At 62.4% G+C, this 26,443-nt stretch carries 15 protein-coding genes and 1 riboswitch; of the genes, 14 read left to right on the plus strand and 1 reads right to left on the minus strand.

What is annotated here, in order from left to right; translation table 11 throughout:
• The 14 genes from nfrB to LA321_RS08940 all read left to right on the plus strand — a co-directional run bounded on the left by nfrB (position 1) and on the right by LA321_RS08940 (position 23,273).
• Positions 1-2,244, plus strand: a complete 2,244-nt coding sequence (gene nfrB, locus LA321_RS08875; protein WP_042070498.1) for a cyclic di-3',5'-guanylate-activated glycosyltransferase NfrB — start codon at positions 1-3, stop codon at positions 2,242-2,244.
• Positions 2,244-5,183: an NfrA family protein gene (locus tag LA321_RS08880; protein WP_042070497.1), complete on the plus strand. Its 2,940-nt coding sequence runs from the start codon at positions 2,244-2,246 to the stop codon at positions 5,181-5,183. Before nfrB ends, LA321_RS08880 begins: the two co-directional genes overlap by 1 nt.
• Entirely contained in the window at positions 5,183-6,088 is a 906-nt protein-coding gene (locus LA321_RS08885; RefSeq protein ID WP_052445722.1) for a DUF4434 domain-containing protein, read from the plus strand. Before LA321_RS08880 ends, LA321_RS08885 begins: the two co-directional genes overlap by 1 nt.
• 764 nt (positions 6,089-6,852) lie before the next feature.
• A complete protein-coding gene (gene pgaA, locus LA321_RS08890; RefSeq protein ID WP_224212253.1) occupies positions 6,853-9,237 on the plus strand; it encodes a poly-beta-1,6 N-acetyl-D-glucosamine export porin PgaA in 2,385 nt (794 codons plus the stop codon).
• Positions 9,237-11,195 (plus strand): poly-beta-1,6-N-acetyl-D-glucosamine N-deacetylase PgaB, encoded by a 1,959-nt coding sequence (gene pgaB, locus LA321_RS08895; protein WP_052445721.1) that lies wholly within the window; start codon positions 9,237-9,239, stop codon positions 11,193-11,195. The genes pgaA (LA321_RS08890) and pgaB (LA321_RS08895) overlap by 1 nt, the downstream gene beginning before the upstream one ends.
• Positions 11,192-12,442, plus strand: a complete 1,251-nt coding sequence (gene pgaC / locus LA321_RS08900; protein WP_082037520.1) for a poly-beta-1,6-N-acetyl-D-glucosamine synthase — start codon at positions 11,192-11,194, stop codon at positions 12,440-12,442. The genes pgaB (LA321_RS08895) and pgaC (LA321_RS08900) overlap by 4 nt, the downstream gene beginning before the upstream one ends.
• Positions 12,429-12,743: a hypothetical protein gene (locus LA321_RS08905; RefSeq protein WP_042070494.1), complete on the plus strand. Its 315-nt coding sequence runs from the start codon at positions 12,429-12,431 to the stop codon at positions 12,741-12,743. The genes pgaC (LA321_RS08900) and LA321_RS08905 overlap by 14 nt, the downstream gene beginning before the upstream one ends.
• Before the next feature lie 351 nt (positions 12,744-13,094).
• A riboswitch (cyclic di-GMP riboswitch) is annotated at positions 13,095-13,173 on the plus strand.
• 158 nt (positions 13,174-13,331) lie between these two features.
• Positions 13,332-15,716: a poly-beta-1,6 N-acetyl-D-glucosamine export porin PgaA gene (pgaA, locus tag LA321_RS08910; protein ID WP_209418293.1), complete on the plus strand. Its 2,385-nt coding sequence runs from the start codon at positions 13,332-13,334 to the stop codon at positions 15,714-15,716.
• A complete protein-coding gene (pgaB, locus tag LA321_RS08915; RefSeq protein WP_082043382.1) occupies positions 15,716-17,719 on the plus strand; it encodes a poly-beta-1,6-N-acetyl-D-glucosamine N-deacetylase PgaB in 2,004 nt (667 codons plus the stop codon). Before pgaA (LA321_RS08910) ends, pgaB (LA321_RS08915) begins: the two co-directional genes overlap by 1 nt.
• The gene (pgaC, locus tag LA321_RS08920; RefSeq protein ID WP_042070492.1) at positions 17,712-18,962 is read left to right on the plus strand and encodes a poly-beta-1,6-N-acetyl-D-glucosamine synthase; all 1,251 of its coding nucleotides are present in this window, start codon (positions 17,712-17,714) and stop codon (positions 18,960-18,962) included. The genes pgaB (LA321_RS08915) and pgaC (LA321_RS08920) overlap by 8 nt, the downstream gene beginning before the upstream one ends.
• Complete coding sequence (locus tag LA321_RS08925) at positions 18,949-19,263, plus strand: hypothetical protein (RefSeq protein WP_042070490.1); 315 nt, start codon at positions 18,949-18,951, stop codon at positions 19,261-19,263. Before pgaC (LA321_RS08920) ends, LA321_RS08925 begins: the two co-directional genes overlap by 14 nt.
• A 461-nt stretch (positions 19,264-19,724) precedes the next feature.
• Positions 19,725-20,387, plus strand: coding sequence for a hypothetical protein (locus tag LA321_RS08930; protein ID WP_042070489.1), 663 nt, complete (start codon positions 19,725-19,727; stop codon positions 20,385-20,387).
• Positions 20,388-20,408: 21 nt separating this feature from the next.
• On the plus strand, positions 20,409-21,752 hold the full coding sequence (locus LA321_RS08935) for a zinc-dependent metalloprotease (protein ID WP_042070488.1): 1,344 nt from the start codon (positions 20,409-20,411) through the stop codon (positions 21,750-21,752).
• 237 nt (positions 21,753-21,989) lie between these two features.
• The gene (locus tag LA321_RS08940) at positions 21,990-23,273 is read left to right on the plus strand and encodes a ferredoxin reductase family protein (RefSeq protein ID WP_042070486.1); all 1,284 of its coding nucleotides are present in this window, start codon (positions 21,990-21,992) and stop codon (positions 23,271-23,273) included.
• Here LA321_RS08940 and LA321_RS08945 read toward each other — a convergent pair.
• A complete protein-coding gene (locus tag LA321_RS08945) occupies positions 23,256-26,429 on the minus strand; it encodes a S41 family peptidase (protein WP_042070484.1) in 3,174 nt (1,057 codons plus the stop codon). The two genes, LA321_RS08940 and LA321_RS08945, sit on opposite strands and share 18 nt — an antisense overlap.
• Positions 26,430-26,443: the final 14 nt, after the last annotated feature.

Below are 26,443 nucleotides of genomic sequence, written 5' to 3' on the forward strand. Positions count from 1 at the left end.
ATGCCGGAATATTGGTTGGTGGATGGCTTTGCCACCTATCTCTATGGTCTGAAGCTGATCGCCATCGTGGTGGCGATCGCCATGCTGGTGAGCGGGATCGATGATCTCTTCATCGATATCGTCTACTGGCTGCGAAATGCCTGGCGGCGCCTGACCGTTTATCGCCAGCATGATCGCCTGAATTATCAGGCATTGTACGAGCGGGAAGAGCAGCCTCTTGCCATCATGGTGCCAGCCTGGCACGAAACGGGCGTCATCGGCCAGATGGCCGAGCTGGCGGCGACCCGTTTCGATTATGAGAACTATCAGATCTTCGTCGGCACCTATCCCAATGATCCCGATACCCAGAAGGATGTGGACGAGGTCTGTGCCCGCTTCCCCAATGTGCACAAGGTGGTGTGTGCCCGTCCCGGGCCGACCAGCAAGGCGGATTGCCTCAACAATGTGCTGGATGCCATCTTCCAGTTCGAGCGCAAGGCCAATCTCTCCTTTGTCGGTTTCATCCTGCATGATGCCGAAGATGTCATCTCGGACATGGAGCTGAGGCTGTTCAACTATCTGGTGGGTCGCAAGGATCTGATCCAGATCCCCGTCTATCCCTTCGAGCGCAGCTGGTACAACTTCACCAGCCTGCACTACCTGGACGAATTTGCCGAACTGCACAGCAAGGATGTTCCGGTGCGCGAGGCGGTGTCCGGCCAGGTGCCGAGCGCCGGAGTCGGCACCTGTTTCAGCCGTCGCGCCGTCATCGCGCTCCTGGAAGACGGGGACGGTATCGCTTTCGATGTGCAGAGTCTGACGGAAGACTACGACATAGGTTTCCGGCTCAAGGAGAAGGGAATGGAAGAGATCTTCGTCCGCTTCCCCGTCATCCGTGAAGCCAGAAGTACTCCGAATCAACGTTGGCGGTTTGGCATGTATGAGCGGGATACCAATGTCATCTGCGTGCGGGAGTATTTTCCCGATACCTTCCAGACGGCGGTTCGCCAAAAGTCGCGCTGGATCATCGGCATCGTCTATCAAGGCTTCAAGACACACAAATGGAGCAGCAACTGGAAGCTGAACTACTTCCTGTGGCGGGATCGCAAGGGGGCCCTGACCAACTTCCTCAGCTTCACCGCCAGCCTAATCCTGCTGCAACTGCTGGCACTCGTGCTCTATCAGTGGCTGGCTCCGGATCCCTATTACTTTCTCTCCATCTTCGAGGGGGATGCCTGGCTGGTCACCCTGCTCTGGATCAATTTGTTCCTGATGATTAACCGCATGTTGCAGCGGCTGATCTTCGTGACCCGCTACTACGGCATGGTGCAGGGGCTGATGTCCATTCCGCGCCTGTTCTGGGGCAACATCATCAACTTCATGGCCAACTGGCGGGCGCTCTCGCAGATCATTGCCCAGGGGGATCCGCGCCGGGTTGCCTGGGACAAGACGACCCATGATTTTCCCAGTCTGGGAGAAGAAAACCGGGCCCGGCGACCGCTTGGCCAGATATTGATAGATCAGGGGGTGTTGACCAGAGAGCAGCTGGATCAGGTGTTGCTGGACAGACAGCCCGGTCTGCGCCTGGGCAGCAACCTGGTACAGCAGGGGCTGATCACCAGGGAGCAGCTGGCTGCCGGCGTGGCCGAGCAGAGCGGGGTGAGCTGGGAGCATATCGATGCCTATGGCCTGGAGCGGGAGACGCTGCACAGAGTGCCGCCCAACGTCGCCATGCATTATGGCGTGCTGCCGCTGCGCATCGAAGACGGAGTGTTGGTGCTGGCATGTGAAACTTACCTTGACCCCGTTTCTCTTGGCGCCCTTTCTCGCAAACTCCGTTCGCCCGTCACCTATGTGATTGCCTGCAAGGGAGAGGTCTCAGTGGGGCTTCGCCACTGGTACGCCCGTGGCCAGGAGGGCGATCCCCGGGCATTGCTGCAACGCGCACTGACCGATGGCCAGATTGCTGAAGCGCAATCTACTTCTATCTGGAACAAATATCTGGCCAGCCAGGTGATGCTGCCCGAACTCCTGGTCACCCTTGGTCACATAGACGAAGCCGCCCTGCGTTCCCTGCTGTTGCGGCACGAGCGAAGTGAAAAGACGCTCGCCAGCTTTCTGGTTGAGCAGGAAGTGATCAGTGAACAGGTACTGGCCCAGGCTCTGGTGCTGCAAGGCACTTATCAATTGAATCTGCATGACTTGCTGCGGGAGGCCGGGGCGAATGAAACCTGGTTGGCACGGCAGCAGGAGGAGGCGATCTGATGCGTCCCGAATTATTGCTCCTGTCCGGTTTGCTATTCGGTCAGGGAATCATGGCGGCCCAGCACGACTATGAATTGGGGCCCGGAGTGAGCAGCTACCAACGCTTCGTGCTCTATCCCCATCTGCAGAAGGGATTTTCGGCCATGGAACGGGGGCATCGTGATCGTGCCATCGCCGAGTTCGAGCAGGCCCGCAAGCTGCAACCTGAAAACCCCGTCATCGCGCTCTATCTGGCGCGTGCCTATGAACATTTTGGTCAGGACAAGCAGGCTGCGGCGCTGGTCAACCAGCAGTTGGCCATCACGCCCGCTGATGTCGGGCTGCTTGCTTTCTCCGAGGGGCTGCAGCGCAAGGATCCGCTGGATCCAGCCTGCAACCTGCTTGAATGCAAGGTTGCCCGGGCCGAGCGTGATCTGCTGGATGTGGACCTGCAGGGGTTGGCCACCGCGCTGGACGATCCCGAGCTGGCGGCTACACCCCAGGGATTGAGCCTGCGTCATGACTTGCTGCAACGATCGCTGGGTGAACGTAACTGGACGCTGGCGGCCGGGCAGTTTGCCTGGTTCGATAAGGCTGGCAAATTGAGCCGGGGGGAGTTGAAGCAGTGGCTGAACATGTCGCTGGCACAAGGCGATGTGGCACAAGCGGTTGCGCTGCGCCGCCGTCTGCCGAGCCAGGATGGCGAGCTGGATCTGGCCATCGCACTGGCGCTGGGCAAGGAGCAAGGGGGAGCGGCGTTGAAGCGTTATCAGCAGGCGCATGCCCCGCATTTTGCCAAGGCAGCCCAAGAACGAGAGTGGCTGCAACTGGCAGCCAGTAACGGCACCCTGAAGGGCGACGAGGCACTGCAATTTGCCGAAAACCAGGGCTTCTATGCCGGCTTGATGGTGCCCGTGTTGCGCCGGGAGGGGCGCTGGGCGCAGCTGGATCGTCTGTTGGCCAGCACTCCCGCGTACAACAACGCCGAGCTGGCATTCGAATCTGCCCTGCATCAGCGTCAATGGGACAAGCTGGCCAGAGATGGTCGCCGGTTGATCCAAGGCTCCCGGCAGCCCATGGTGCAGCTGGAACTGGTCAGTTACCGGCTGCAACAGGCCGGCTTGCGAGCGGCGAGTCGTGATCTGCTCATCGATTACTGGCCCTATCAGGGGGCAAGCCTGGCGGGTCGCGAGACTCTGATCCGGCGTCTGACCCTGCTGCAAGGGGAAACCGGAGCAGGCGCCTTGCCCGAGCGCCTGTCCGAGCCGCTCCACGAATCTGGGCTGCGCAGTCTGCAGGCCAATCTGCTGGCACAGTCGGGGCAGTGTGAGGGAGTGATACGCGTGCTGGGGGATCTCTCGGCTCGTTATGATGCCGACAGCTGGCGGGCGCTTGGCAGCTGCTATCGTCAGCACAAGCCGGGTCTGGCCGAATATGCCTTCTCCCGCGCCGCCAGTTTCGGGCTGCCCGGCGATGTGCGCCAGTTTGCCTATCAGGCGTATGAGAACCGCCATTATGATGCGGCGCTCAAGGCCTGGCAGCAGGTCACGCTGGCCCCTGAGCAGCAAGAGCAGATGGCGGCGATACGCTCTGCCCTGGATGCAGGAGACCTGGTTCAGGCTCGGCGGTGGCTGGAGCAATACCTACAATCCGGGTTGCCTCAGGATGCTGAATATTGGCGTGCTCTGGCCAGAACCCAGCAGGATGGACCCGCCATTGCCAGCCTGGAGCGGGCCATTGCCCTGGCGCCGCAGGCAGCCGACTATGCACAGTTGGCGCAGCATCATCAGGCGCTCGGACAGACGGCACAGGCGAGCAAGGCCCTGTACAGAGCAAACCGCCTTGAGCCGGATAATCGGGAATACCAGCTCGCCTACGGTTATGCCCTGCTGAACAATGGCGAGAAGCAGGCGGCCAGCGACTGGCTGGAATCCATCTATCGGACAGGGGATACCGAGCTGGCCGAGCAGCTGGTTTATATCAATCAGTCTCTGGTACACAACCAGAAGGCGCGTGAGTACGCCACCAAGGCTATCGATGGTGAGCAACCGGCACAGTTGCGTTACGACCTGCGACGGTTACATGAAGATCTGGGGCGGCGCTGGACCTACAGTTTCGATGCCTGGACAGGGACGGGCCAGGGCACGGTGAGTGGCATCGGGGGCAACTCGGTTGCCCAGAGCTATGCCCAGGCCGAGGTGGAGTACCGTTTGGGAGAAGAGCCCATCCGCGATGGCAAGACCCTCTCCCTCTATGGCCGTCTCTATGGCAGCAGCCAGGGCAAGCGGATTTATCACCCCGATGAAGGATTGTCCGAAGACGGCACCTATGAAGTCGACAGCAATGGCAATCCTCTGGATTTTCGGGATCCCACCCTGGGGGTAGGGCTGCGCTGGAAACCATTCAGAAGCCAGACGATCTTCTTTGCAGCCGAAGAGCTGCTTCCACTCAACAGCAGTCAGGGCGGTGAGCACGATACCCTGATCCGGGCCAGCGCCTCCTTCCTGAACGATGGCAAGTACAGCGATGAGTGGCAGGTCGGCGAGAGTGGCTGGTGGGCCCAGAACCTCTATCTGGATGCGGCCCGTTACCTGCGTTCACAACAGACCAGCCTGGTCGCGGATTACCGGCTCAGCTACCACCACAAGATCCGGCGGGGCGACACGCTGGAGCCCTATGCCCATGTGCAGGGGCGTCAGTACTGGAACGACAAGAGTCCGGACCGTGATTACTACAACGATGAAGGCAATGTGGTGGGTTTCAACGCCGGCTCCGACGATTACAGCCTGCTGATGGGAGGAGTAGGGATACGCTGGAACCACTGGTTCGGCGAAACCCGCTACGACGCCTGGCCCCACAAACTGAGTCTGGGGGTCGAATATCAGCGCCTGTTGAAGATTGATCCCGACCGGGAAGGCGACAAGGGCACCCTGATGATGACCATGGGAGTGAGATGGTAATGAGACATTGGATCAAGGGGTTGGCCCTCATTCTGTTGGGGATTGTGCTGCCTGCCCATGGGGGTCAGGTGGGGCAGGTTAGTCAGGGGATCTTCTATCAGCCCCAGTTGCGGGATGCCGCCCTCGGCGAAGCGCGCTGGGACGAGATAGTGGCACAGGTGAAACGGGAGGGATTCGATACGCTCGTCGTGCAGTGGACCCGCTACGGTGATGTCTTTGCAAAACCGGAGGAGAGCGATTGGCTGGCGGCCCGGCTCCAGCGAGCCCGGGCGGCTGGCCTGAGGCTGGTTATGGGGCTCTACGCCGATCCTGCGTTTTTTCAACGTCAGGATCAAAGCGCCGGTTCTCTCGCTCGCTATCTCGACCAGCAGGAGCGTCATAACCTACGTCTGGCGAAAGAGTGGCGCAAGCGCCTGGGTGAGGGAAGTATTGCAGGCTGGTATCTGCCGGCCGAGCTGGACGATCTCAACTGGCGTGAACCGCAGCGGCAAGCGCTGCTGGCCAGCCATCTGGCCAGTTCGGTCAACTCCTTGCGCGAACTGGCCCCCGTCCCCGTCTATGCCAGTACCTTCTTCACCGGCAAGATGAGTCCGCAAGCCTATCAGGCGTTCCTGAGCCGTCTGGCAGGGGCGGGAGTGAGCCTCGTGGTACAGGACGGGAGTGGCACAGGTGTCTTGAGCCAGCCCGAACGGGAACTGTATCTGAGCGCCCTGGCCCCTTGTGCAGGTCGGGTGTCTGGCCTGATCCATGAACTGTTCGTGCAGCAAGCCGGCGGCACCACCTTCCGTGCCGAGCCCCTTGACGAGGCCCAACAAAGAGCCCTCTGGGCGGCACCTGTCCGGTGTGGCAGCCTGCGCTGGTTTTTCTCGCTACGCTATCTGCCCGGTCTGTCCGATATGCGTTGAGGCGAGAGCCGTTTTGACAGACAGAAGCCGTGTGGTTGACGCTGCCTCTGTCTGTCAAGTTGGGCTCTGATGGCCTGAGAGGAGCGGGCGCCGCCCGGCGGCACTGACACATGGAAAGATGAGCGATGGTCGGGAGAGGCTGTTTCATCTCTTGAACCAGGGGGCATGGCGACCATACGATGCTTGTGCCTGCGTTTCCTGTCCTGTTTGGCACCCAATATTGCTGGCGAAAATGGAGGGTTGGCCAGCGAGGCAAGGGATGATTATTACGCGCATTGTCAGTTGCGACAGGGTGTGTCGCAGTATTGATTTTGACCCGTTTTCTGCCATCGGGGCAAACGATCGATTTGGTGAGTGTGATGATAAAAGGGGAACTAGCCGCAAAACCCTTATAATTGGCACATCAATTGCCTCATCCAGTTCTATTTTCCCTCCTGAATTTTGTGGTTTTGCATGTCTCCACGACTCGTCGATGAGCATAAATTCGTTACACCCCCGGATTGACTAAATTCTCTACAGAATCAAAATTGTCGTCCTCGCCACTCCCGATGTGAATCGGGTTCGGAAAGTTACAGGTCTCCTCCCGGAGATGGCTGGGCCGCACATAGGAAAGGTGCCGGTCTTGCTGCCCACCTTTCACCCTCAAATCAGCACACAAGTCAGGAAGCCATCTTGCCCATCTGGCAGGAGCGGACGCGTGTGTATATCCGTGTGGGAGTTCAAGGACGATACGACCCGCGTTTGTTATGGGTGGTATGTTGCGAATGAATCGCATCTTTTGGTTACTGGTGCTGTTGCCGTCATTGGCATGGGCCGGTGGGGTGGACAATGCCCGCGAAGCCTGGGTCATCAAGGCTCGGGCGGGGGAGCTTGAGGCTGCCATAGCGGGGCTGGATGCCCTTTATCGACAGACAAATGATGGCAAGGTGCTCGACGATTTGATTGCGGTGCGACTTTGGCATGGCGATCGCAAGGGGGCGCTGGCTGCCTGCACACCTTGCGAGTTCAGTCCCATTTCGAACAGGACGCTGGAAGAGGTGGCTCGCGCCGCTCGGGACGAGAAGCGTTATCCGGAAGCAATCAGCTACTACCGTGTCTTGCAGGGGCGTGCCCCCGCCAACCCCAACGGTTGGCTCGGGCTGTTTCTCACCGCCAGCGATCAGGGCAACCAGACGTTGGCCCGTCAGGCGGCCAGCGAGTACGAACAGCGTTTCGGCCGTGATCGCGCCATCCTCAATGCCCGTCTCTACGCCGCCCGTCAGGCGGAAGATGCCATGGGCGAACTGCTGGTGCATCAGCAGTGGCTTGAACTCGAGCCGGATAATGCCGAGCAGGTGCTGGCGCTCTATCGGGTGGCGGTCGGGCTGGGGGCCGGGCCTGCGGCCGGCGAATTGATGGCCCGTTATCCCGCCCTGTTCAAGCCGGTGGACAGGCTCTGGCTCGATTACTATCAGGCCGTCAACCTGCTGCGGATGTCGTCCAAGATCGAGGATCCCGCCCAGGTTCGTACCTCTCTGACCCAGGTCCTGGTGCTGCAAGACAAGATCCTGGCGCGCGCTCCCCGCGATCATGTGCTCTACCTCAGCACCCGGCGGGATCGGGTGGTGACCCTGGTCGCCCTCGGCGAGTTTGCCCAAGCAGAAAAGGAGTCCGCCACTTTGCAGGCAGAAGGGCCATTGCCGGATTATCTGCTCGAAGCGCGGGCCGATGCCTTGGCCGGGCTGGGGCGGGCGACGGAGGCATCTGCGCTCTATGACCGGCTGGCCACTCCCGAACGGGCCAGAGACAAGACATTGCTGGAGAAGCGTTTCTACGCCTATTCGGATGCGGAACGTTACGAGGCCGCCCAGGCGCTGCTGGCGGGCTGGCAGGAACCGGCGACCCGCTGGGATTTTACCGGCAACCAGCGGATGGCCAACGATGACTACGAGAAGCTGCTGCAACTGCGAACCCTGCTGCAGGCCTGGCGGGGTCAGGCCGGGGAGGCGGAGGCAGAGCTGGAATCCTGGTTGAAAACCGCACCGGCCAACCCCTGGCTCTGGTTGCAACTGGGGGATATCCGGCGCTGGCGCAGTCATCCTGACGGGGCCGAACAGGCCTACAGGGAGGCGATGCGCTGGTTGCCCACCGGACGCACGGTGCAGGCCGAGCCGGGTCGCCTCAATGCCCGGCTCGATCGGGGGGAGTGGCAGCAGACGCCACAAGCGGTGCGAGCCCTTGGCAACCTGACCCGGGATCGTCAGGAGCTGCAACAACGGCTGGCTCTGGAGCAGGCCCCCATGCTCACGACCGAGCTGACCCATGGCCGCAATGAAGGAGGCTCGGTGCAGGCCAGCCGCGACTGGCGTTATGACAGCCGTCTCTATAGTGGCCGCAGTGATGGTGGTGATCGTATGTTTGTTCGTCGTCAGGGCAGTTTTGGCGACTATGAGGAGCAAGGGGAGAGAGCCGCCTACACCGGGGTCGGGGCCGAGATCTCCTTCTATCCGCTGCTGCTGACCCTGGAAGGGGGCACGGGCAGCGAGCTCAACCACAAGGGCTACCTGTGGAGCCGTCTCGACTGGCGGCTGGACGATCAGTGGCAACTGGGGGCCGCCGTCAATCTCAACAGTGCCGACACCCCGCTGCGAGCCTTGGCGCGGGGCCACTACGCCGATCAATACCTGCTGGATCTTGGCTGGCGCCAGGACGAAACCCGTGAGGGCGGCCTGCGTCTCGAACGGATGGACATCGACGATGGCAACCGGCGGCTCACTGCCTCCGGCTGGCTGCGTCAGGATCTCTGGCGCCGGGATCGCTGGTGGTTTGACAGTACCCTGCGGGCCGCCACCTCCCGCAACGAGGAGGTGGACGCGGACTACTTCAACCCCTTGAGCGATCGCAATCTGGAGCTGGAACTGGCGGCGCGCTACCGCTTGCCGCTGGATGGCCGTCGCTCCCTGCTGCAAAGCCTCACCATGAGCGGCAATCACTACTGGCAGGAGGGCTATGGCAGCGATCAGGGCTGGCAGCTCAGCTATCGCCATGATTGGGTGCTCAGTCCTGCGCTGAGCCTTGGCTATGGTCTGGGCCGTCGTCAGGCCGTCTACGACGGCAACCGCGAGTATGGGAATTTTGTCTTCGCCAATCTGCAATGGAGTTTCATGTGATGAGACGCTGGCTTGCTCCTTTTTTTCTGTTGTTGACCCTGCTGCCCGGTCTCACCCAAGCGGCCCGCAAACCGGATGATTACGTGGTGCTCTGCTATCACGACATCGTCGATCTCAAGCTGACCCCCAACCTCAAGCTCTATCCCCAGACGATCCGGCGCGACACCCTGATCCGCCACTTCAACTGGATCAAGCAGCAGGGCTACCATCCGGTCAGCTTCCAGCAGGTGCTGGACGCCAGGGCGGGCAAGGCGCCGCTGCCGGACAAGGCGATCCTGCTCAGCTTCGACGATGGCTATGAGAGCTTCTACCGTCTGGTTTACCCCCTGCTCAAGCTTTACAACTATCCGGCCGTTTTTGCGCTGGTGGGCAGCTGGCTGGAGGTGGCGGATGACCAGATGGTCTCTTATGGCAACGACAAACTGCCCCGCAGCTATTTCGTCAACTGGCCGCAGATCCGCGAGATGCAGGCCTCCGGGCTGGTGGAGATCGCCTCCCACACCTTCGCTTCCCATTACGGGCTGCTGGCCAACCCGCAAGGCAACGTGCAACCGGCGGTGACCACGGCGGGTTGGAGCCAGGCCGGTTACGAGTCCATGGCCGCTTACCGGGCGCGGGTGAAGGCCGACTTCGACGCATCGGCTCGCCAGTTGAAGCAGCAGACGGGGCAGGCGCCGCGCATCATGGTCTGGCCCTATGGCGCCTTCAACGAGACGGCGCTGGATCTGGCCCGGGAGGCGGGCATGCCCTACACCTTCACCCTGGCCGAAGGACTCAACAAGGTGAACGACACGGGCAGCACCGTGCGTCGCTATCTGCTGGATGAGGACACCAGCCTCGAGACCCTGGACGAGATCATGGGAGGCAACACCTGGGAGCGGCAGGTGGAGCGGCTGGTACACGTGGATCTCGATTATGTCTATGACCCGGATCCCCGCCAGATGAACAAGAACATCGACATGCTGCTGGACAGGATCAAGGGCTACGGCATCACTACCGTCTACCTGCAGGCCTATGCCGATGACAACGGTGATGGGGTGGCGGAGGCACTCTACTTCCCCAACCGCCATATGCCGGTCAAGGCGGATCTGTTCAACCGGGTGGCCTGGCAGCTCAAGACCCGGGCCGGGGTCAAGGTGTATGCCTGGATGCCGGTGATGGCCTACGACATGGGGCCGAACCATGCCTATGTGACCGACAGCCGCACCGGTAAACCCGCCAAAGGGCAGTATCTGCGCCTCTCACCCTGGGATCCGGCCAGCCGCCGGATCCTGCTGGATATCTACGAGGATCTCGGCTTCTACACCAAGTTCGACGGCCTGTTGTTCCACGATGACGCCTTCCTCAGCGACTACGAAGGCCCCTTCCCCCTGGAGCGTACGCCGGCGGCCTTGCAGGCGCAGGGAGAGCGCAAGACCGACCTGCTGATCGACTTCACCATGGAGTTGCGTGATGCCGCCGCCCGTTACCGCCAGGGGGGGGCGGATGGCCTCAAGACCGCCCGCAACATCTACGCGACCCTGGTGACCGAGCCCGAGTCCCAGCAGTGGTTTGCCCAGAGCATGGCCGCGTTTGCCAAGGCTTACGACTACACCGCCGTGATGGCCATGCCCTACATGGAGCAGGCGAAAAATCCGGACGAGTGGCTGGCCAGACTGGCGGAGGATTCACTGGCCCAGGTGCCGGCCGATCGCCTGGTGTTCGAGCTGCAGAGCCGCAACTGGCGCACCGAGCAACCCATACCCGACGCCGAACTGGCGCGCTGGATGCAGATAATCCGGAGCAAGGGGGTGAACAACTTCGGTTACTACCCGGATGATTTTCACAACAATCAACCGGATCCCGCCGTGCTGAGGCCCGTCTTTTCGGTACAGACACAACCACAACCTGAATTGCAGGGAGGGGCACAAGGCGGCTCAATCCGCCAGGGGGCAGCGACCACGGAGGTGACGCGGTGAGTGATCTGCTGACGGGCATCGCCATGTTCACCCTGGCCTATCCGAGCGTGATGGCGCTGGTGTGGATCTGTGGCGGCCTCTACTACTACTTTCAGTGGGAGCGGCGGGATATCGCCCTGGCCAGAAAGGGGCTCGAGTTGCCCCGCTATCCCAAGGTGACCCTGATGGTGCCCTGCTACAACGAAGGGGCCAATGTGGAGGAGACCATAGGTCACCTGCTGCGCCAGCGTTATCCCGACTTCGAGGTGCTGGCCATCAATGACGGCAGCAAGGATGACACCGGCGAACGGCTGGATCGGCTGGCCAGGCAAGATGAGCGCCTCACAGTGCTGCATCAGCCCAACCAGGGCAAGGCCATGGCCCTTAACAACGGATTGGCGCTGGCCAAAGGGGAAATACTGATCGGCATCGATGGCGATGCGGTGCTCGACCATGAAGCCGCTCGCTGGATGGTGAAGCATTTTCTCGACAGTCCCAAGGTCGGCGCCGTCACCGGCAACCCCAGGGTGCGTACCCGCTCCACCATCATCGGCAAGATCCAGACCGGGGAGTTCAGCTCCATCATAGGCCTCATCAAGCGGGCCCAGCGCATCTATGGCACCGTCTTCACCGTCTCCGGCGTGGTGGTGGCGTTTCGCAAGTCGGCGGTGGAGGCGGTCGGCGGCTGGAGCACCGACATGGTGACCGAGGATATCGACATCAGCTGGAAGCTGCAGCTCGCGGGCTGGCTCATCCACTATCAGCCCCAGGCGCTGTGCTGGGTGCTGATGCCCGAAACGGTGCGGGGTCTCTACAAGCAGCGGTTGCGCTGGGCCCAGGGCGGGGCCGAGGTCTTCCTGCGCTATGGCTTGCAGGCGCTGCGTTGGCGCAATCGCCGTTTCTGGCTGCTGTTGCTGGAGTATCTCTCCAGCGTCGCCTGGTGTTACAGCATGCTGATGCTGGCGGTGAGCTGGCTGCTCAACCCCGAGCTGGAGGGGTTGGCAAGGGGACACCTGTTCCAGTGGACAGGTGTGATGATGACCGGCATCTGCCTGCTGCAGTTCTCCGTCAGCATCTTCATCGACAGCCACTACGACAAGAGCATGGCCCGCAGCTTCATCTGGTGTGTCTGGTATCCCCTGATCTACTGGCTGCTCAATCTGGTGACTGTGATCGTCGCCGTGCCCAAGGCCATTTTGCGCCGCCGTGGTCAGTTGGCGGTCTGGGAAAGTCCCGACAGAGGAGAGTCGTTCCGTGACAAAGCATAAGCTGGCGCAGGAGATGATCATCCGCAATGGCACCCGGCGTAGCTGGCGTTACCGTATGCGGGATATGTTGATCCTGCTGGTGACCTGGAGTGGCTGGCTGTTTCTGGTGCTGCAGCCTTGGTTCAGCTACCTGGAGACGGGGGCGGAGGGAAACTTCATCGGCTCGCTCGATATGGTGGAGGTGGGGCAGCTGTTTCTGGCGCTGCTGTTCGGCATCTTCCTGCTGATCCACTCCTGGGCCAAATACAACAAGTTGTTGTACCGCCTGATGCGAAAGCGGGCGGCGCAACAGGACAAGTAAGTGAGAGGGGCCATGGGCCCCTCCGCCATTTTTGCGATTCATCAATGGCGGGCTCAAGGCCTGTTCACTGAATTATTGTTGTCGCCTTGCTACTGACCTGTGTTGCCTGGCCGCAACCACTGCCGGTTAAAAACGTCCTTGGGGTATTGGCGAGATATCGCCTTGCAATGGGACGACGCTGTTTCCTCTTCATGCCCCATTTCGCTGCTTATTATCACTCGAATTAATCACTCAAGATAAAGTGCGGCATAGCCGAGAATTAGTGGTCTTTTATTATGCCTGTAAGGGCAAAAGATAGCTTGTTGATACATTTATTATTATTGTTGATTAATAATTGTGCTTTGGCACAATGAATTTCATAGCCACTCCCGATGTGAGTCGGGTTCGGAAAGCCACAGATCTCCGTTTGCGAGATAGCTGGGCCGCACAAGGAAAGGTGTCGGCGTCATGGCCACCCTGATTACCCTCGAAGTTACTACAGAGGTGAGTCAGTCACTCTGCTCACCAGGCAGTATCGGTCACATCTGTCTATCTGCTTGAACGCTCAAGAGCGATGCTGCCCTCGTTTGTCATGGGGGAGTGTGTCGAATGAATAGTTATTTCTGGTTGTTGGCCCTGTGCCCTCTGCTGGCCTGTGCCAATGAAGTGGATCGCCAGCGGGAGGCCTGGGTACTCCAGGCCCGGGCTGGGAATCTCGAGTCTGCAGCAAAGGGACTCGATGCCCTCTACCGCCAATCCGGTGATCGCAAGGTGCTCGATGATCTGATCGCCGTGCAGCTCTGGCGCGGGGATCGCAAGGGGGCGCTGGCTGCCTGTGCCCCCTGTGATTTCAAGCCCATCGCCAACAGCACTCTGGAAGGGGTGGCCCGCGCCGCCCGGGACGAGGGGCGCTATTTTGAAGCCATCAGCTACTACAGCATCCTGCAAAGGCGCGATCCCGCCAATCCCGACGGCTGGCTCGGGCTGCTTCTGACCGCCAGCGATCAGGGCAATCACGAGTTGGCTCGTCAGGTGGCCGATCAATATGAAGCCCGTTTTGGTCGCGATCGCGCCATTCTCGACGCCCGCATCAATGCGGCCCGCCAGCAGGACGACGCCATGGGAGAGTTGCTGGCCCGTCAGCAGTGGCTCGAGCTGGAGCCCGGCAATCCCGATCAGGTGCTGGCGCTCTATCGGGTGGCGGTCAGTCTGGGCGCCGGTCCGGCTGCGGTCGATCTGATGGAGCGTCATCCCGCCCTGTTCAAGCCGGTGGACAGGCTCTGGCTCGACTATTACCAGGCAACCAACCTGCTGCGACATTCAACCCAGGGAGGGGAGCCTGCCCAGATCCGCCGATCCCTCACGCAAGCCCTGCGACTACAGGAGGGGCTGGTTGTCCGCGCCCCCCCTGATCATGTGCTCCACATCAGCGCCCGGCGGGATCGGGTGGTGACCCTGGTTGCACTCGGCGAGTTTGAACGGGCAGAGCGGGAGTCCGCCATCCTGCAAGGTGAAGGGCCGCTTCCCGACTATGTGCAGGAGGCGCGCGCCGATGCCCTGGCCGGGCTGGGGAGAACGGCTGAGGCTTCGGCTCTCTATGAACGTCTTGCCACTCCCGCGCGGGAGAAAGACAGAGAGTTGCTGGAGAAGCGTTTCTACACCTACACGGATGCAGAGCACTACGATGCCGCCCAGGCGTTGCTGGACGGCTGGCAGGAGCCTCTGACCCGCTGGGATTTCACCGGTAACCAGCGCATGGCCAACGATGACTACGAGAAGCTGCTGCAACTGCAAACCCTGCTGCAGGCCTGGCGGGGTCAGGCCGAAGAGGCGGAGGCGCGGCTGGCACGCTTGTTGGCTACGGCGCCGGCCAACCCCTGGCTCTGGTTGCAGATGGGGGATATCCGGCGCTGGCGCGGTCATCCTGATGGAGCCGAGCAGGCCTACAGAGAGGCGATACGCTGGTTGCCGCCGATGCAGCAGGTTCAGGCCGCGCCGGGACGCCTCCATGCCCGGCTCGACCGGGGGGAGTGGCAGCAGACGCCACAAGCGGTGCGAGCCCTTGGCAACCTGACCCGGGATCGCCGGGAGCTGCAACAACGGCTGGCTCTGGAGCAGGCCCCCATGCTCACGACCGAACTGACCCACGGTCGCAACGAAGGAGGCTCGGTACAGGCGAGCCGGGAGTGGTATTACGAGGCCAGGGTATACAGCGGGCGCAGCGATGCAGGTCATCGCTTGTTTGCACACCATCAGGGCAGTTTTGGCGACTATGAGGAGCAAGGGGAGAGAGCCGCCTACAGCGGGATCGGGGCCGAGATCTCCTTCTATCCGCTGCTGCTGACCCTGGAAGGGGGGGCGGGCAGCGAGCTCAACCACAAGGGCTACCTGTGGAGCCGTCTCGACTGGCGGCTGGACGATCAGTGGCAACTGGGGGCCGCCGTCAATCTCAACAGTGCCGACACCCCGCTGCGAGCCCTGGCGCGGGGCCACTACGCCGATCAATACCTGCTGGATCTTGGCTGGCGCCGGGACGAAACCCGTGAGGGCGGCCTGCGTCTCGAGCGCATGGACATAGACGATGGCAACCGGCGGCTCACTGCCTCCGGCTGGCTGCGCCAGGATCTCTGGCGCCGGGATCGCTGGTGGTTTGACGGCACCCTGCGGGCCGCCACCTCCCGCAACGAGGAGGTGGACGCTGACTACTTCAACCCCTTGAGCGATCGCAATCTGGAGCTGGAACTGGCGGCGCGCTACCGCTTGCCGCTGGATGGTCGTCGCTCCCTGCTGCAGAGCCTCACCATGAGCGGCAATCACTACTGGCAGGAGGGCTATGGCAGCGATCAGGGCTGGCAGCTCAGCTATCGCCATGACTGGGTGCTCAGTCCTGCGCTGAGCCTTGGCTATGGTCTGGGGCGGCGCATGGCCATATACGACGGGCATCCCGAGTCGGGCAATTTCGTCTTCGCCCATCTGCAATGGAGCTTCATGTGATGAGACGCAAGCTTGCTCACCTTATCCTTATCTTCTGCTGGCTGGTGTCGCCGTTTGCAGGTGCCGCTCGCCAACCCGACGACTACGTGGTGCTCTGCTATCACGATATCGTCGACCTCAAACTGACCCCCAACCTCAAGCTTTACCCCCAGACGATCCGGCGCGACACCCTGATCCGTCACTTCAACTGGATCCGGCTGCATGGCTATCAGCCGGTCAGCTTCCAGCAGGTGCTGGACGCCAGGGCGGGCAAGGCGCCGCTGCCGGACAAGGCGATCCTGCTCAGCTTCGACGATGGCTACGAGAGTTTCTACCGGCTGGTTTATCCCCTGCTCAAGCTCTACCGCTATCCGGCCGTGCTGGCGCTGGTGGGCAGCTGGCTGGAAGTGAACGAGGGAGAGATGGTCTCCTACGGCAACGACAAACTGCCTCGCAGTTATTTCGTCAACTGGCCGCAGATCCGCGAGATGCAGGCCTCCGGGCTGGTGGAGATCGCCTCCCACTCTTTTGCCTCGCACTACGGCTTGCTGGCCAACCCGCAGGGCAACGTGCAACCGGCGGTGACCACGGCGGGCTGGAGCCAGGCCGGTTACGAGTCCATGGCCGCTTACCGGGCGCGGGTGAAGGCCGACTTCGACGCATCGACTCGCCAGTTGAAGCAGCAGACGGGGCAGGCGCCGCGCATCATGGTCTGGCCCTATGGCGCCTTCAACGAGACAACGCTGGCGCTGGCCCGGGAGGCGGGTATGCCCTTTGCCTTCACCCTGACGGAGGGGATTAACCGGCTGGATGAGTCGGGCAGTACAGTGCGCCGCTATCTGCTGGATGAGGACACCAGCCTCGAGACCCTGGACGAGATCCTGGGAGGCAATACCTGGGAGTCACCGGTTGAGCGGCTGGTGCACGTGGATCTCGATTATGTCTATGACCCGGATCCCCGGCAGATGGGCAGCAACATCGATTTGCTGCTGGACAGGATCAAGGGTTACGGCATCACTACCGTCTATTTGCAGGCCTATGCCGATGACAACGGGGATGGGGTGGCGGAGGCGCTCTACTTCCCCAACCGCCATATGCCGGTCAGGGCGGATCTGTTCAACCGGGTGGCCTGGCAACTCAAGACCCGGGCTGGGGTCAGGGTGTATGCCTGGATGCCGGTGATGGCCTACGACATGGGGCCGAACCATGCCTATGTGACCGACAGTCGCACCGATAAACCCGCCAAGGGGCAGTATCTGCGCCTTTCACCCTGGGATCCGGCCAGCCGCCGGATCCTGCTGGATATCTACGAGGATCTCGGTTTCTACACCAAGTTCGATGGCCTGCTGTTCCACGATGACGCCTTCCTCAGCGACTACGAAGGCCCCTTCCCCCTGGAGCGCACCCCAGAGGCACTGCAGGCACAGGGAGAGCGCAAGACCGACCTGCTGATCGACTTCACCATGGAGCTGCGTGATGCCGCCGCCCGTTACCGTCAGGGGGGCGCGGATGGCCTCAAGACTGCCCGCAACATCTACGCGACCCTGGTGACCGAGCCCGAGTCCCAGCAGTGGTTTGCCCAGAGCATGGCCGCGTTTGCCAAGGCCTACGACTACACTGCCGTGATGGCCATGCCCTACATGGAGCAGGCGAAAAATCCGGACGAGTGGCTGGCCAGACTGGCGGAGGATTCACTGGCCCAGGTGCCGGCCGAGCGCCTGGTATTCGAGCTGCAGAGCCGCAACTGGCGCACCGAGCAACCCATACCCGACGCCGAACTGGCGCGCTGGATGCAGATCATCCAAAGCAAGGGGGTGAACAACTTCGGTTACTACCCGGATGATTTTCACAACAACCAGCCGGATCCGGCGGTGCTCAGACCGGTTTTTTCGGTGCAGACCCGACCCCGGCCAATGCTCTTGCCGCAGGCATCTGCCGCTGCGAAGGGGGGCGCTGACGCGTCCATAGAGAGCGCCGGCCAGCCTGCGGTATCAGGCAATCGACGGGAGGTGAAGGATGAATGAACTACTTCACGGTATTGCCATGTTCACCCTGGCCTATCCGAGCGTGATGGCCATGGTGTGGATCTGCGGCGGCCTCTACTACTACGTCCAGTGGGAGCGGCGGGACATAGCGCAGGCCAAAGCTGGTCTGGTGCTGCCCCGTTATCCCAAGGTGACCCTGATGGTGCCCTGTTACAACGAGGGGGACAACGTGGAGGAGACCATCAGTCACCTGCTTCGTCAGCGTTATCCCGATTTCGAGGTGCTGGCCATCAATGACGGCAGCAAGGATGACACCGGCGAACGGCTGGATCGGCTGGCGGCGCAGGACCGCAGGATCACAGTGCTGCACCAGCCCAACCAGGGCAAGGCCATGGCCCTCAACAACGGATTGGCGCTGGCCAGGGGGGAGATCCTGGTGGGGATCGACGGCGATGCGGTGCTCGACTATGACGCCGTGGCCTGGATGGTGAAAAACTTTATCGAGAGTCCCCGGGTGGGCGCCGTGACGGGCAATCCCAGGGTACGCACCCGCTCCACCATCATCGGCAAGATCCAGACCGGGGAATTCAGCGCCATCATAGGCCTCATCAAGCGGGCCCAGCGCATCTACGGTCGGGTCTTTACCGTTTCCGGCGTGGTGTCAGCGTTTCGCAAATCAGCGGTGGAGGAGGTGGGCGGCTGGAGCACCGACATGGTGACCGAGGATATCGACATCAGCTGGCGGTTGCAGCTGGCGGGCTGGCGCATCCACTACCAGCCCCAGGCGCTGTGTTGGGTGCTGATGCCCGAAACCCTGGGCGGACTCTACAAACAGCGACTGCGCTGGGCCCAGGGCGGGGCCGAGGTCTTCCTGCGCTATGGTCTGCAGGCACTGCACTGGCGCAATCATCGCTTCTGGGTGCTGCTGCTGGACTATCTGTTCAGTGTCTTCTGGTGCTACAGCATGCTGTTCCTGTCGCTCATCTGGGTTATTGAACCGGATCTGAGCGGCCTGACCAACGGGCACCTGTTCGAGTGGACCGGCGTGGTGATGACGGTCATGTGCCTGCTGCAGTTCTCCGTCAGCATCTTCATCGACAGCCACTATGACAAGACCATGATCCGCAGCTTTCTATGGTGTGTCTGGTATCCCCTGATCTACTGGCTGCTCAATCTGGTGACAGTGGTCGTCGCCGTGCCCAAGGCCATCCTGCGCCGCCGTGGTCGACTGGCGGTCTGGGAAAGTCCCGACAGAGGAGAGTCGTTCCGTGACAGAACCTAAGCTTGCCAAGAAGATGATCATCGAGAATGGTTCGCGGCGCAGCTGGCAGTATCGGCTGCGTGACCTGCTGATCCTGCTGGTGACCTGGGGAGGATGGCTGTTTCTGGTGTTGCAGCCCTGGTTCAACTACCTGGAGACGGGGGGAAGGGGAGACTTCATCGGTTCGCTCGATATGGTGGAAGCAGGGCAGCTGTTTCTGGCTCTGTTGATAGGTATCTTCCTGCTGATCCACTCCTGGGCCAGGTACAACAAGTATTTGTATCGGCTGGTAAGAAAGCGCAAGGCGCGCAAGAAGAAGTGACAGAGGGGCCATGGGCCCCTCCGCCGTTTCTGGTGGCCGTACAGAGCCATCCATAAAAGTTGCCGGTGCCGGGATCTCCCGTGGGTGTGGCCAGAGAAAATGCCAGTCTGCCGCCCGGCGAATTCACGTTGATAAACCTGAGGGCCATCAGGGACTGATGGCGTCTTTGCTGAAGCTGCCGACGCAGATTGTCGCGAGCGAGGCGCTGATGGTGGTTCCCGGCACCCGATTGCAACCCGCTTACTCTCCTGTCCTGGTCCGTGCCGCGAGGGGATCTCCTTCCTTTAAAAAGCTCCTCTTGGCCCCTGTTTCTTTGTCATCTCGCTCAGTGTTGTGGCGACACCCCATCTAGAAAGGGTTTCAAAAGACTATTGCCATCCCTTGTGGTTCATGTTTAGTATCCCAGCTCTAAATTTTTTAAGTCATTGTTTTATAAGGTTGTTTTTGACATGGATATCAGTATGAACCGAAAGAGATGGGTTGGTGTGCTGGTTGTGTGTGCTCTGATGGCGGGGTTGGCCTGGTGGGTCAGGGGACCGCAATCCAAAGAAACAAACGACACTGTTGCCATCGGTGTGGAGGCAGAAACCGCCATGGAGCCTCTGGTATTGGCCGAACCCGTGGCTTCGGCTGCCTTGCCGGTACCGGAGCTCAAACCCATGCCGGTGGCAGAGAAGCCTGGTCGGCTCGGCGCACAGGGGGGTTATGAACTGGATGAGCCCTGGCAGGCCGCCGAGGTAGATGCCGACTTCCCGTTGGCGGAGCCGGGCGAGGGGGTTGAGCTGCTTCAACCCATCGCCCTGCAGGGTGACGAGCTGGGACGGGCCCAGATCGGTGACAGCGTGACCCTGCCGCTGCCCGATGGCAGCACCCTGAAAGCCAGGGTGACCAAGGTGCAGCTGCAACGGGGCGGTGAGCGCAACTGGCAGGGCGAAGTGCAGATCGACGGTGGCCGCTATCCGGTCAATTTCACCGTCGGCAAGCAGGCCACCTTCGGGTTTATCGGCACGCCGCAAGGCAGTTATTCCGTCGAGACCCTGGGGGGCAAAGGGTGGGTTTACAAGAACCCGCCACTGGATCGGGGTCATGGTGACAATGACGGCCTGATCCCGACACATCAATAACAACAGAAAAAGGAAAATCACATGCAAAGAACCACATTGGGAATCGTGGTCGCAGGCTTGTTGGGTGCTACACCGGCAGTGGCCAATACCATCGATCTGATGGTGCTGCACACCCCCGGGCTGGCCGCCCGCTATCAGGGGGATGCCCAGACCCGGATCCAGCACATGGTGAACGTCACCAACCAGATCTACGCCGCCAGCGGCCTGGATCTGACGGTGCGCGCCGTGCACAGCGTCGAGGTGGACTATCCGGATGGTGGCACCGACAACGCGGCGCTCAATGCCGTGACCAAACAGACCCACAAGGCGTTCAAGGAGGTGCCGACCCTGCGCACCCGCTATGGCGCCGACATGGTGGCGCTGCTGCGTCCCGATACCGGTAATCATGGTAGTTGCGGTCTGGCCTGGGTCGGCGGTTCGGCGACCTATGCCGACGGTCGCAAGGTCTACGCCGACGGGGATCTCTCCAAGGAAGCGGGCAAGATGTTCAGCCATGTCACCGCCACCGGTTGCGGGGATGTGGTGCTGGCTCACGAGCTGGGCCACAACATGGGGCTCAACCACTCCCGTCTGCAGGATGGCACGGGTGGCACCTATCACTATGCGCTGGGCCACGGAGTGAAGGGATCGTTCGCCACCGTGATGGCCTATCCCTCCAGCTTCGGGGTCTTCAGCCACGAGTACAAGTTCTCCAGCCCCGACCTGGTCTGCAAGGGCCAACCCTGCGGCGTGGATCACCTCGATGCGGCCAATGGCGCCGACGCGGTGCGAGCCCTGAAGGTCACTACGCCGCAGATCGCCGCCTTCTATCCCACCATGGTGACGGAGGAGGTGCCGGATCTGGGCGAGCTGGAGCGCACCCTCGAGCAGCGTCGTCAGGAGCTGGAGACGGCACGAACTCACTATAGTGAGCAGCTGGCGGCCCAGACTGCCCTGAAGGAGCGGCAGGAGACGCTGCTGGCCAACTTCGAGCGTTACCAGCGCGAGCAGGCGGATCTCAACCAGCGCAGCAACAAGGCGATCAAGGATAGCAACCGGCTGGTGCAGCAGTACAACAGCTACAACGGCCGTTACAGCCTCTCCGAGTACCAGAAGATCCGCGTCATCCAGAACGACTTGCTGGCGCAGATCAACCAGCTGCGCCGCGAGAGCAACGAGTTGATCCGCCAGTACAACGGGATCAGCCAGCGCTATAACGACGAGGTGAAGGAGTACAACGGCAGTTGGGATCGTTACAACCAGCTGATTGCGGCGGTGAAGAGTGCCGATGGCAAGGTGGAGGAAGCCCGCCGCGAGGTGGAGCTGGCCGAGCACAGATACCAGTTGGCGCTGCTGCGCCAGCCGGCCGAGGTGTTGCCAGCCTGACAAGGCATGCCCGGGCTTGCCGGCCCGGGCATGGTGATTGACACCGGGAGACCGAACCGCCCCGTGGGCAGTTCGATCTCTGGGGGAAGGGGCCTGCGGGCCCCTTCGTTGTCTGTGCTTGTCACACATTGCCACAAACTTTCCCCCTGCTGGCAAAGTCTTGTGACCTGATGGGTCTGTAATGAAACCATGGACAGGGAGACGAGGCCCTGTGGTATGCAAACCAAGGAGCATGTGATGACGGGCAAACAGATGCTGTGGGGATGGCCACTGCTGGCGGTGGCCATCTGGTGGCTTGGCTATGGGGGGGATGCCGGCAATTTCTGGCCCTGGCGCCATGAGATGTTGCTGCTGACCGGCCTGCTGGGGATGGGATACATGGCGATCTCGCTGGTGCTGGCGCTGCGCCTGCCGCAGCTGGAAGCCTGGTGTGGCGGGCTGGATCGGATGCTGCGACTGCATCGTCACAGCGCCATTGCGGCGGCCCTGACCCTGACCGGCCACTGGTTGCTGGTGGAGGCCCCCAAGTGGGCGGTCTCGGCCGGCTGGTTGACGCGCCCCGCCCGCCGTGGCGCGGGTGGTGGCAACGGTGGGGGGGCCTCCCTCCATGCGCTGGGCAATGACCTGGGAGAGTGGGGTTTTTATCTGCTGATCGCCCTGGTGGTGGTGAGCCTGCTGGCGCTGGTGAGTTACGGGCGTTTTCGCCTGATCCATCGGCTGGCGCCCCTCATCTATCTGGCGGGCTGGATCCACGGGCTCTGTCTGCTGCCCAACATTGGCTGGCTGAGCCCGCTCGGCATCGCCATCTGGCTGCCCGGCGGGGTGGCGGCCCTCGGTGCGTTTTACTCCCTGCTGGGACGGGTGGGGGCCAGCGATCGACATGCCGGCCGCTTGGTTGCCGTGCGGGAGCTGGCGGATCAGACCTGTGAGCTGACCATGGCCCTTGAGACACCACTCGCCCACTATCGCCCCGGCCAGTTCGCCTTCTTCGAATTCGATGTCAAAGAGGGGCCGCACCCCTTCACCCTGGTGCGGGTCTCGCCGGATCGGCGCGAACTGGTGATCGCGGTGCGGGCGCTCGGGGATCATACCCGCGAGCTGGTGGCGGCGGCCCGGGTCGGGGATCCGGTACGGGTGACCGGCCCTTACGGCGCCTTCGTCGCCCCCCTTGGCCGCGGGCGGTCACTCTGGTTGGGAGCCGGGATCGGCATCACCCCCTTCGTCGCCTGGCTGGAGGCGATGGCGGCCCGCGGTGAGCGCGGCGAGGGGATCACCCTGATCCAGTGTGCACCCGACAAGGCCGGCGCCGTCTATCGGGCGCGGATCGCCGAGCTGTGCCAGCGCACCGGGGTGCGTTATCAGCTGCATCTGGACAAGGAGGCGGGACGGCTGGATCTGGCGCGGGTCGCCGAAGGGGCGCCCGGCCAGGTCTGGTTCTGCGGCCCAGAGGGGATGGCAGACGCCCTGACCCGGCTGCTGCCGGACGGGCGTCTGCACCGCGAGCTATTTCGCTTTCGCTGACAACTGCTCGAGGGCGGCCTGTACCGCGGCCTCCAGCTGGGGGTCGCGCCCCGCCAGCATGTCGGCCGGGGTGAGGGGAACCTGGCGATCCGGGAGCAGCTCCTGATTTTCGTAGAAACTGCCGTCGGGTTTGCGCAGCCCCAGGCTCGGGATGCCGTAACCGAGCCCCGGGATCAGGCGGGACTCATGGGCATAGACGGTGGTGCCGGTGCCGGGAACCGGCTCACCTATGATGGGGCCAATCTTGAGGGCGCGGTAATACTCGGGAAAGGCGGAACCTTCCGAGTAGCTGCCGGCATTGGCCAGCACCACCGAGGGTTTGGTCCACTGGCGAGTGGCGGCATCCGTCGCCCCCTTGCCAAGGCGTGGCCAGTTGACCGCCATCCCCTTGGCGCGGCCGTTGCCGGTGAGAAACTCCACCAGGGTATTGGCAAGATAACCCCCCTTGTTGAAACGCACGTCGACGATCAGGGCCTCGCTGCCGCGCAGCCGCCCTAGCGCCTGTGCCACCAGCTCCTCGTAGACGGCGTTGCTCATCTCCGGCAGATAGACGTAGCCGACTCGCCCCTTGCTCAGGGTCGCCACCCGATCGCGCCGCTTGGCGACCCAGGCATCGAGTTGCAGGGCATACTCCTGTTGCAGATCGATGGCGGTCACCTCCACCTCCACCTCGTCAGGTTCCTTCTGGCCCGCCTGCTGGAAGGTGAGGGCAAGCCGGGTTCCGGCCTGATGGTTGAGCGCCTGATCGAGGGCGGCCAGATCCGGGATGGGGGTGTCGTTGATGGCGAGCAGGTGCGCGCCGGCCCGGATATCGCTCTCCTGATCCAGCGGGCCGCCGGCCAGCAGGCTGGTCAGCATCACCCCCTGTTTGCTCTCCTGCCAGTAGCCCCCCAGGCTGGCGGTGTCATCCGCCAGACGCGGGAAGGAGGCCGGGCCATAGCCCCAGGTGTGGGAGACGTTCAGCTCGCCGGCCAGCTCGGCCAGCAGATTGCCGAAGTCGCGGCCATTGCTGATGCCGGGCAGCAGGGCACGGTAGCTGGCGACATAGCCGTCCCAGTCCACCCCGTTCATGTCGTCGCGATAGAACTCCTCCCGGGTGAGCCGGGTGATCTGGTCGAAGGCGGCATTCATGCGGGCCTGCCAGCCGCTGTCAGATGGCAGGGCAAAGGGGGCGCTGATGGCTTCGCCTGATTCGAGCGCTACCTGGGTGACCTCTCCCTCCCGTACCAGGGTGGCGAGGGTGGCCTCCTTGTTGAGGCTGGCCAGGGCGGGACCGGGTTGTTCGGCAAACAGCTGGCGAGTCTCTCCCTTGCGCAGATCCAGGGTGTAGCCCTTGATCTCGCTCTGTTCGCCGGTACCCGGCTCTTCCACCAGATAGGTCAGCTGATCATTGACCAGACGGCTGGCGAGCAGGGTGCCGGCGGGCAGCAGTTGCAGTGCCTCCCGATGGGCCAGGCGATCGGTCTCGAAGCCATAGCCCTCCTTGGGCGGATCCTGTTCGGCCAGGAAGTCAGCCTTGGCGGCGCGACTGCTGTAGATGCCGAGCAGGTTGTTGCCAAGAGGCTCGCCATCGGCCCCCAGGGCGCCGTACTTGGTCGATTGCCAGTAGAGGATGCCGCCATCCTCGCTCCAGGCGGGGGCACTCTCCTGATAGCCGCTCAGGCTCACATTGACCGGCTTGGCCCTGGCGTTGCCGGTGTCGATGACGGCGATCTCCTGCTGGGCCGAGTCGGGGCGCAGGGTGAGCGCCAGATGGCGGGAGTCGGGGGCGAAGGCGAGATCCACCTCGTGGCGGGCGGGGTTGAAGCTGGCGGGCACCAGTTCGCGCTGCTTGTTGCTCGCCAGATCCAGCAGGTGGATGGCCTGGCCGTCCACCACGAAGGCGAGCTGCTTGCCATCGGGGGAGAGTACGGGCCGGCTGATCCCCTTGCCGGGAATGGCCAGCAGCAGGCTCTCTTGCAGGCTGCCCGGATCGCTGAAGAGGCGTTCCGGATCCGCCTTGCGCAGGCGATAGAGGGCGGCGGGCCCCTGCTGTTCGGAGAGATAGATAAGCGAGCGCTCCTTCTCGGCGTAGAGGGGGCTCGACTGCTCGCCGGGATCCCGGGTCAGCCGGCGTACCCGCTCCCGCTCCGGATCGACGGCAAACAGATTGCCTTCGCTCACCAGGATCAGCTCCTTGCCCTCCTCGTTGACCAGCGCCTCATCGGCATGGGTCAGGGACTGGCTCTGTTCATCCGGCGCCGTCGCCACCTGAGGCGCGATGGCCAGCTTGCGCGGCTGGGCGCTGCCGGCGTCGAGCCGGTAGAGCTCTCCCAGCCAGGACCAGACCAGATCGCCACTGCGAGAGGCGCTGAGCCCCCGCACCGGATGGCCCTGGTAGTGGGTGAGCTGCTGCTCCTTGCCGCTGGCGAGATCCCGTTGCCAGACGTTGAAGTCCCCGCTGCGCTCGCTGAGATAGAAAAGGGCGTTCCCGTCGTCGCGCCAGACCGGATCGCTGGCGGCGATCCTGTCTTCGGTCAGCTGCCGGTGTTGCTTGCCGTCAAACAGCCAGAGGCGGGAGACGGCGAAGGATTGCTGGTGCTTGCGAAAGGGCTGATCCATGGTCGGCATCTGGTAGGCCAGTCGCTCCCCGTTGGGGCGGGCCAGGGTGGCCGGCAGCGGCAGATCGGCCTGCAGCTTGCTGCCAGTCACCTGCGTCCAGTAGAGGGCGCTGCCCTGCATCCCTTCGGCCACGAAGTGGTCGGCCTTGGGATCCCAGGGGCGCTGGCTGCTCAACAGCAGGCGCTTGCCATCCGGGCTGAAGGCCTGGGGCAGATCGGCGCGCGAGTCACGGGTGAGGCGCACCATTTCCCCGCCGCTGGCAGGCACCACAAAGACGTCTTCGTTGCCGTAGAGGTTGGCGGCAAAGGCGATCAGCTTGCCATCCGGCGACCAGATCGGTCGCTGGCTCAGGTAGTCACTGCCGGTCAGCGCAGTGGCAGCCCCCCCGTCAGCGCTGCCGACGAAGATGCGCCCCAGCCAGGTGAAGGCGAGTTGTTTGCCATCGGGGGAGAGGGCGGGCTCGCGTAGCCAGAGTGCCTCGGCGGCGAAGCTGGCCGGCAGCCAGAGCAGCAGGGGAGAGAGCAGCAGGGGGATGAAACGGCACGAAGAGCGCATGGCGGGGTCCTGTC

Source organism: Aeromonas enteropelogenes (genome assembly GCF_020097295.1).
Taxonomy (GTDB): Bacteria; Pseudomonadota; Gammaproteobacteria; order Enterobacterales; family Aeromonadaceae; genus Aeromonas; species Aeromonas enteropelogenes.

What these genes read in the sequence shown, in the direction of transcription:
- LA321_RS08935 (WP_042070488.1), top strand. Translation starts at nt 20,409, where the DNA reads ATGCAAAGAACCACATTGGGAATCGTGGTCGCAGGCTTGTTGGGTGCT.
- pgaA (WP_224212253.1), top strand. Translation starts at nt 6,853, where the DNA reads ATGAATCGCATCTTTTGGTTACTGGTGCTGTTGCCGTCATTGGCATGG.
- nfrB (WP_042070498.1), top strand. Translation starts at nt 1, where the DNA reads ATGCCGGAATATTGGTTGGTGGATGGCTTTGCCACCTATCTCTATGGT.
- LA321_RS08940 (WP_042070486.1), top strand. Translation starts at nt 21,990, where the DNA reads ATGACGGGCAAACAGATGCTGTGGGGATGGCCACTGCTGGCGGTGGCC.
- pgaC (WP_042070492.1), top strand. Translation starts at nt 17,712, where the DNA reads ATGAATGAACTACTTCACGGTATTGCCATGTTCACCCTGGCCTATCCG.
- LA321_RS08930 (WP_042070489.1), top strand. Translation starts at nt 19,725, where the DNA reads ATGAACCGAAAGAGATGGGTTGGTGTGCTGGTTGTGTGTGCTCTGATG.
- LA321_RS08945 (WP_042070484.1), bottom strand. Translation starts at nt 26,429, where the DNA reads ATGCGCTCTTCGTGCCGTTTCATCCCCCTGCTGCTCTCTCCCCTGCTG.
- pgaB (WP_082043382.1), top strand. Translation starts at nt 15,716, where the DNA reads ATGAGACGCAAGCTTGCTCACCTTATCCTTATCTTCTGCTGGCTGGTG.
- LA321_RS08885 (WP_052445722.1), top strand. Translation starts at nt 5,183, where the DNA reads ATGAGACATTGGATCAAGGGGTTGGCCCTCATTCTGTTGGGGATTGTG.
- LA321_RS08880 (WP_042070497.1), top strand. Translation starts at nt 2,244, where the DNA reads ATGCGTCCCGAATTATTGCTCCTGTCCGGTTTGCTATTCGGTCAGGGA.
- pgaB (WP_052445721.1), top strand. Translation starts at nt 9,237, where the DNA reads ATGAGACGCTGGCTTGCTCCTTTTTTTCTGTTGTTGACCCTGCTGCCC.
- pgaA (WP_209418293.1), top strand. Translation starts at nt 13,332, where the DNA reads ATGAATAGTTATTTCTGGTTGTTGGCCCTGTGCCCTCTGCTGGCCTGT.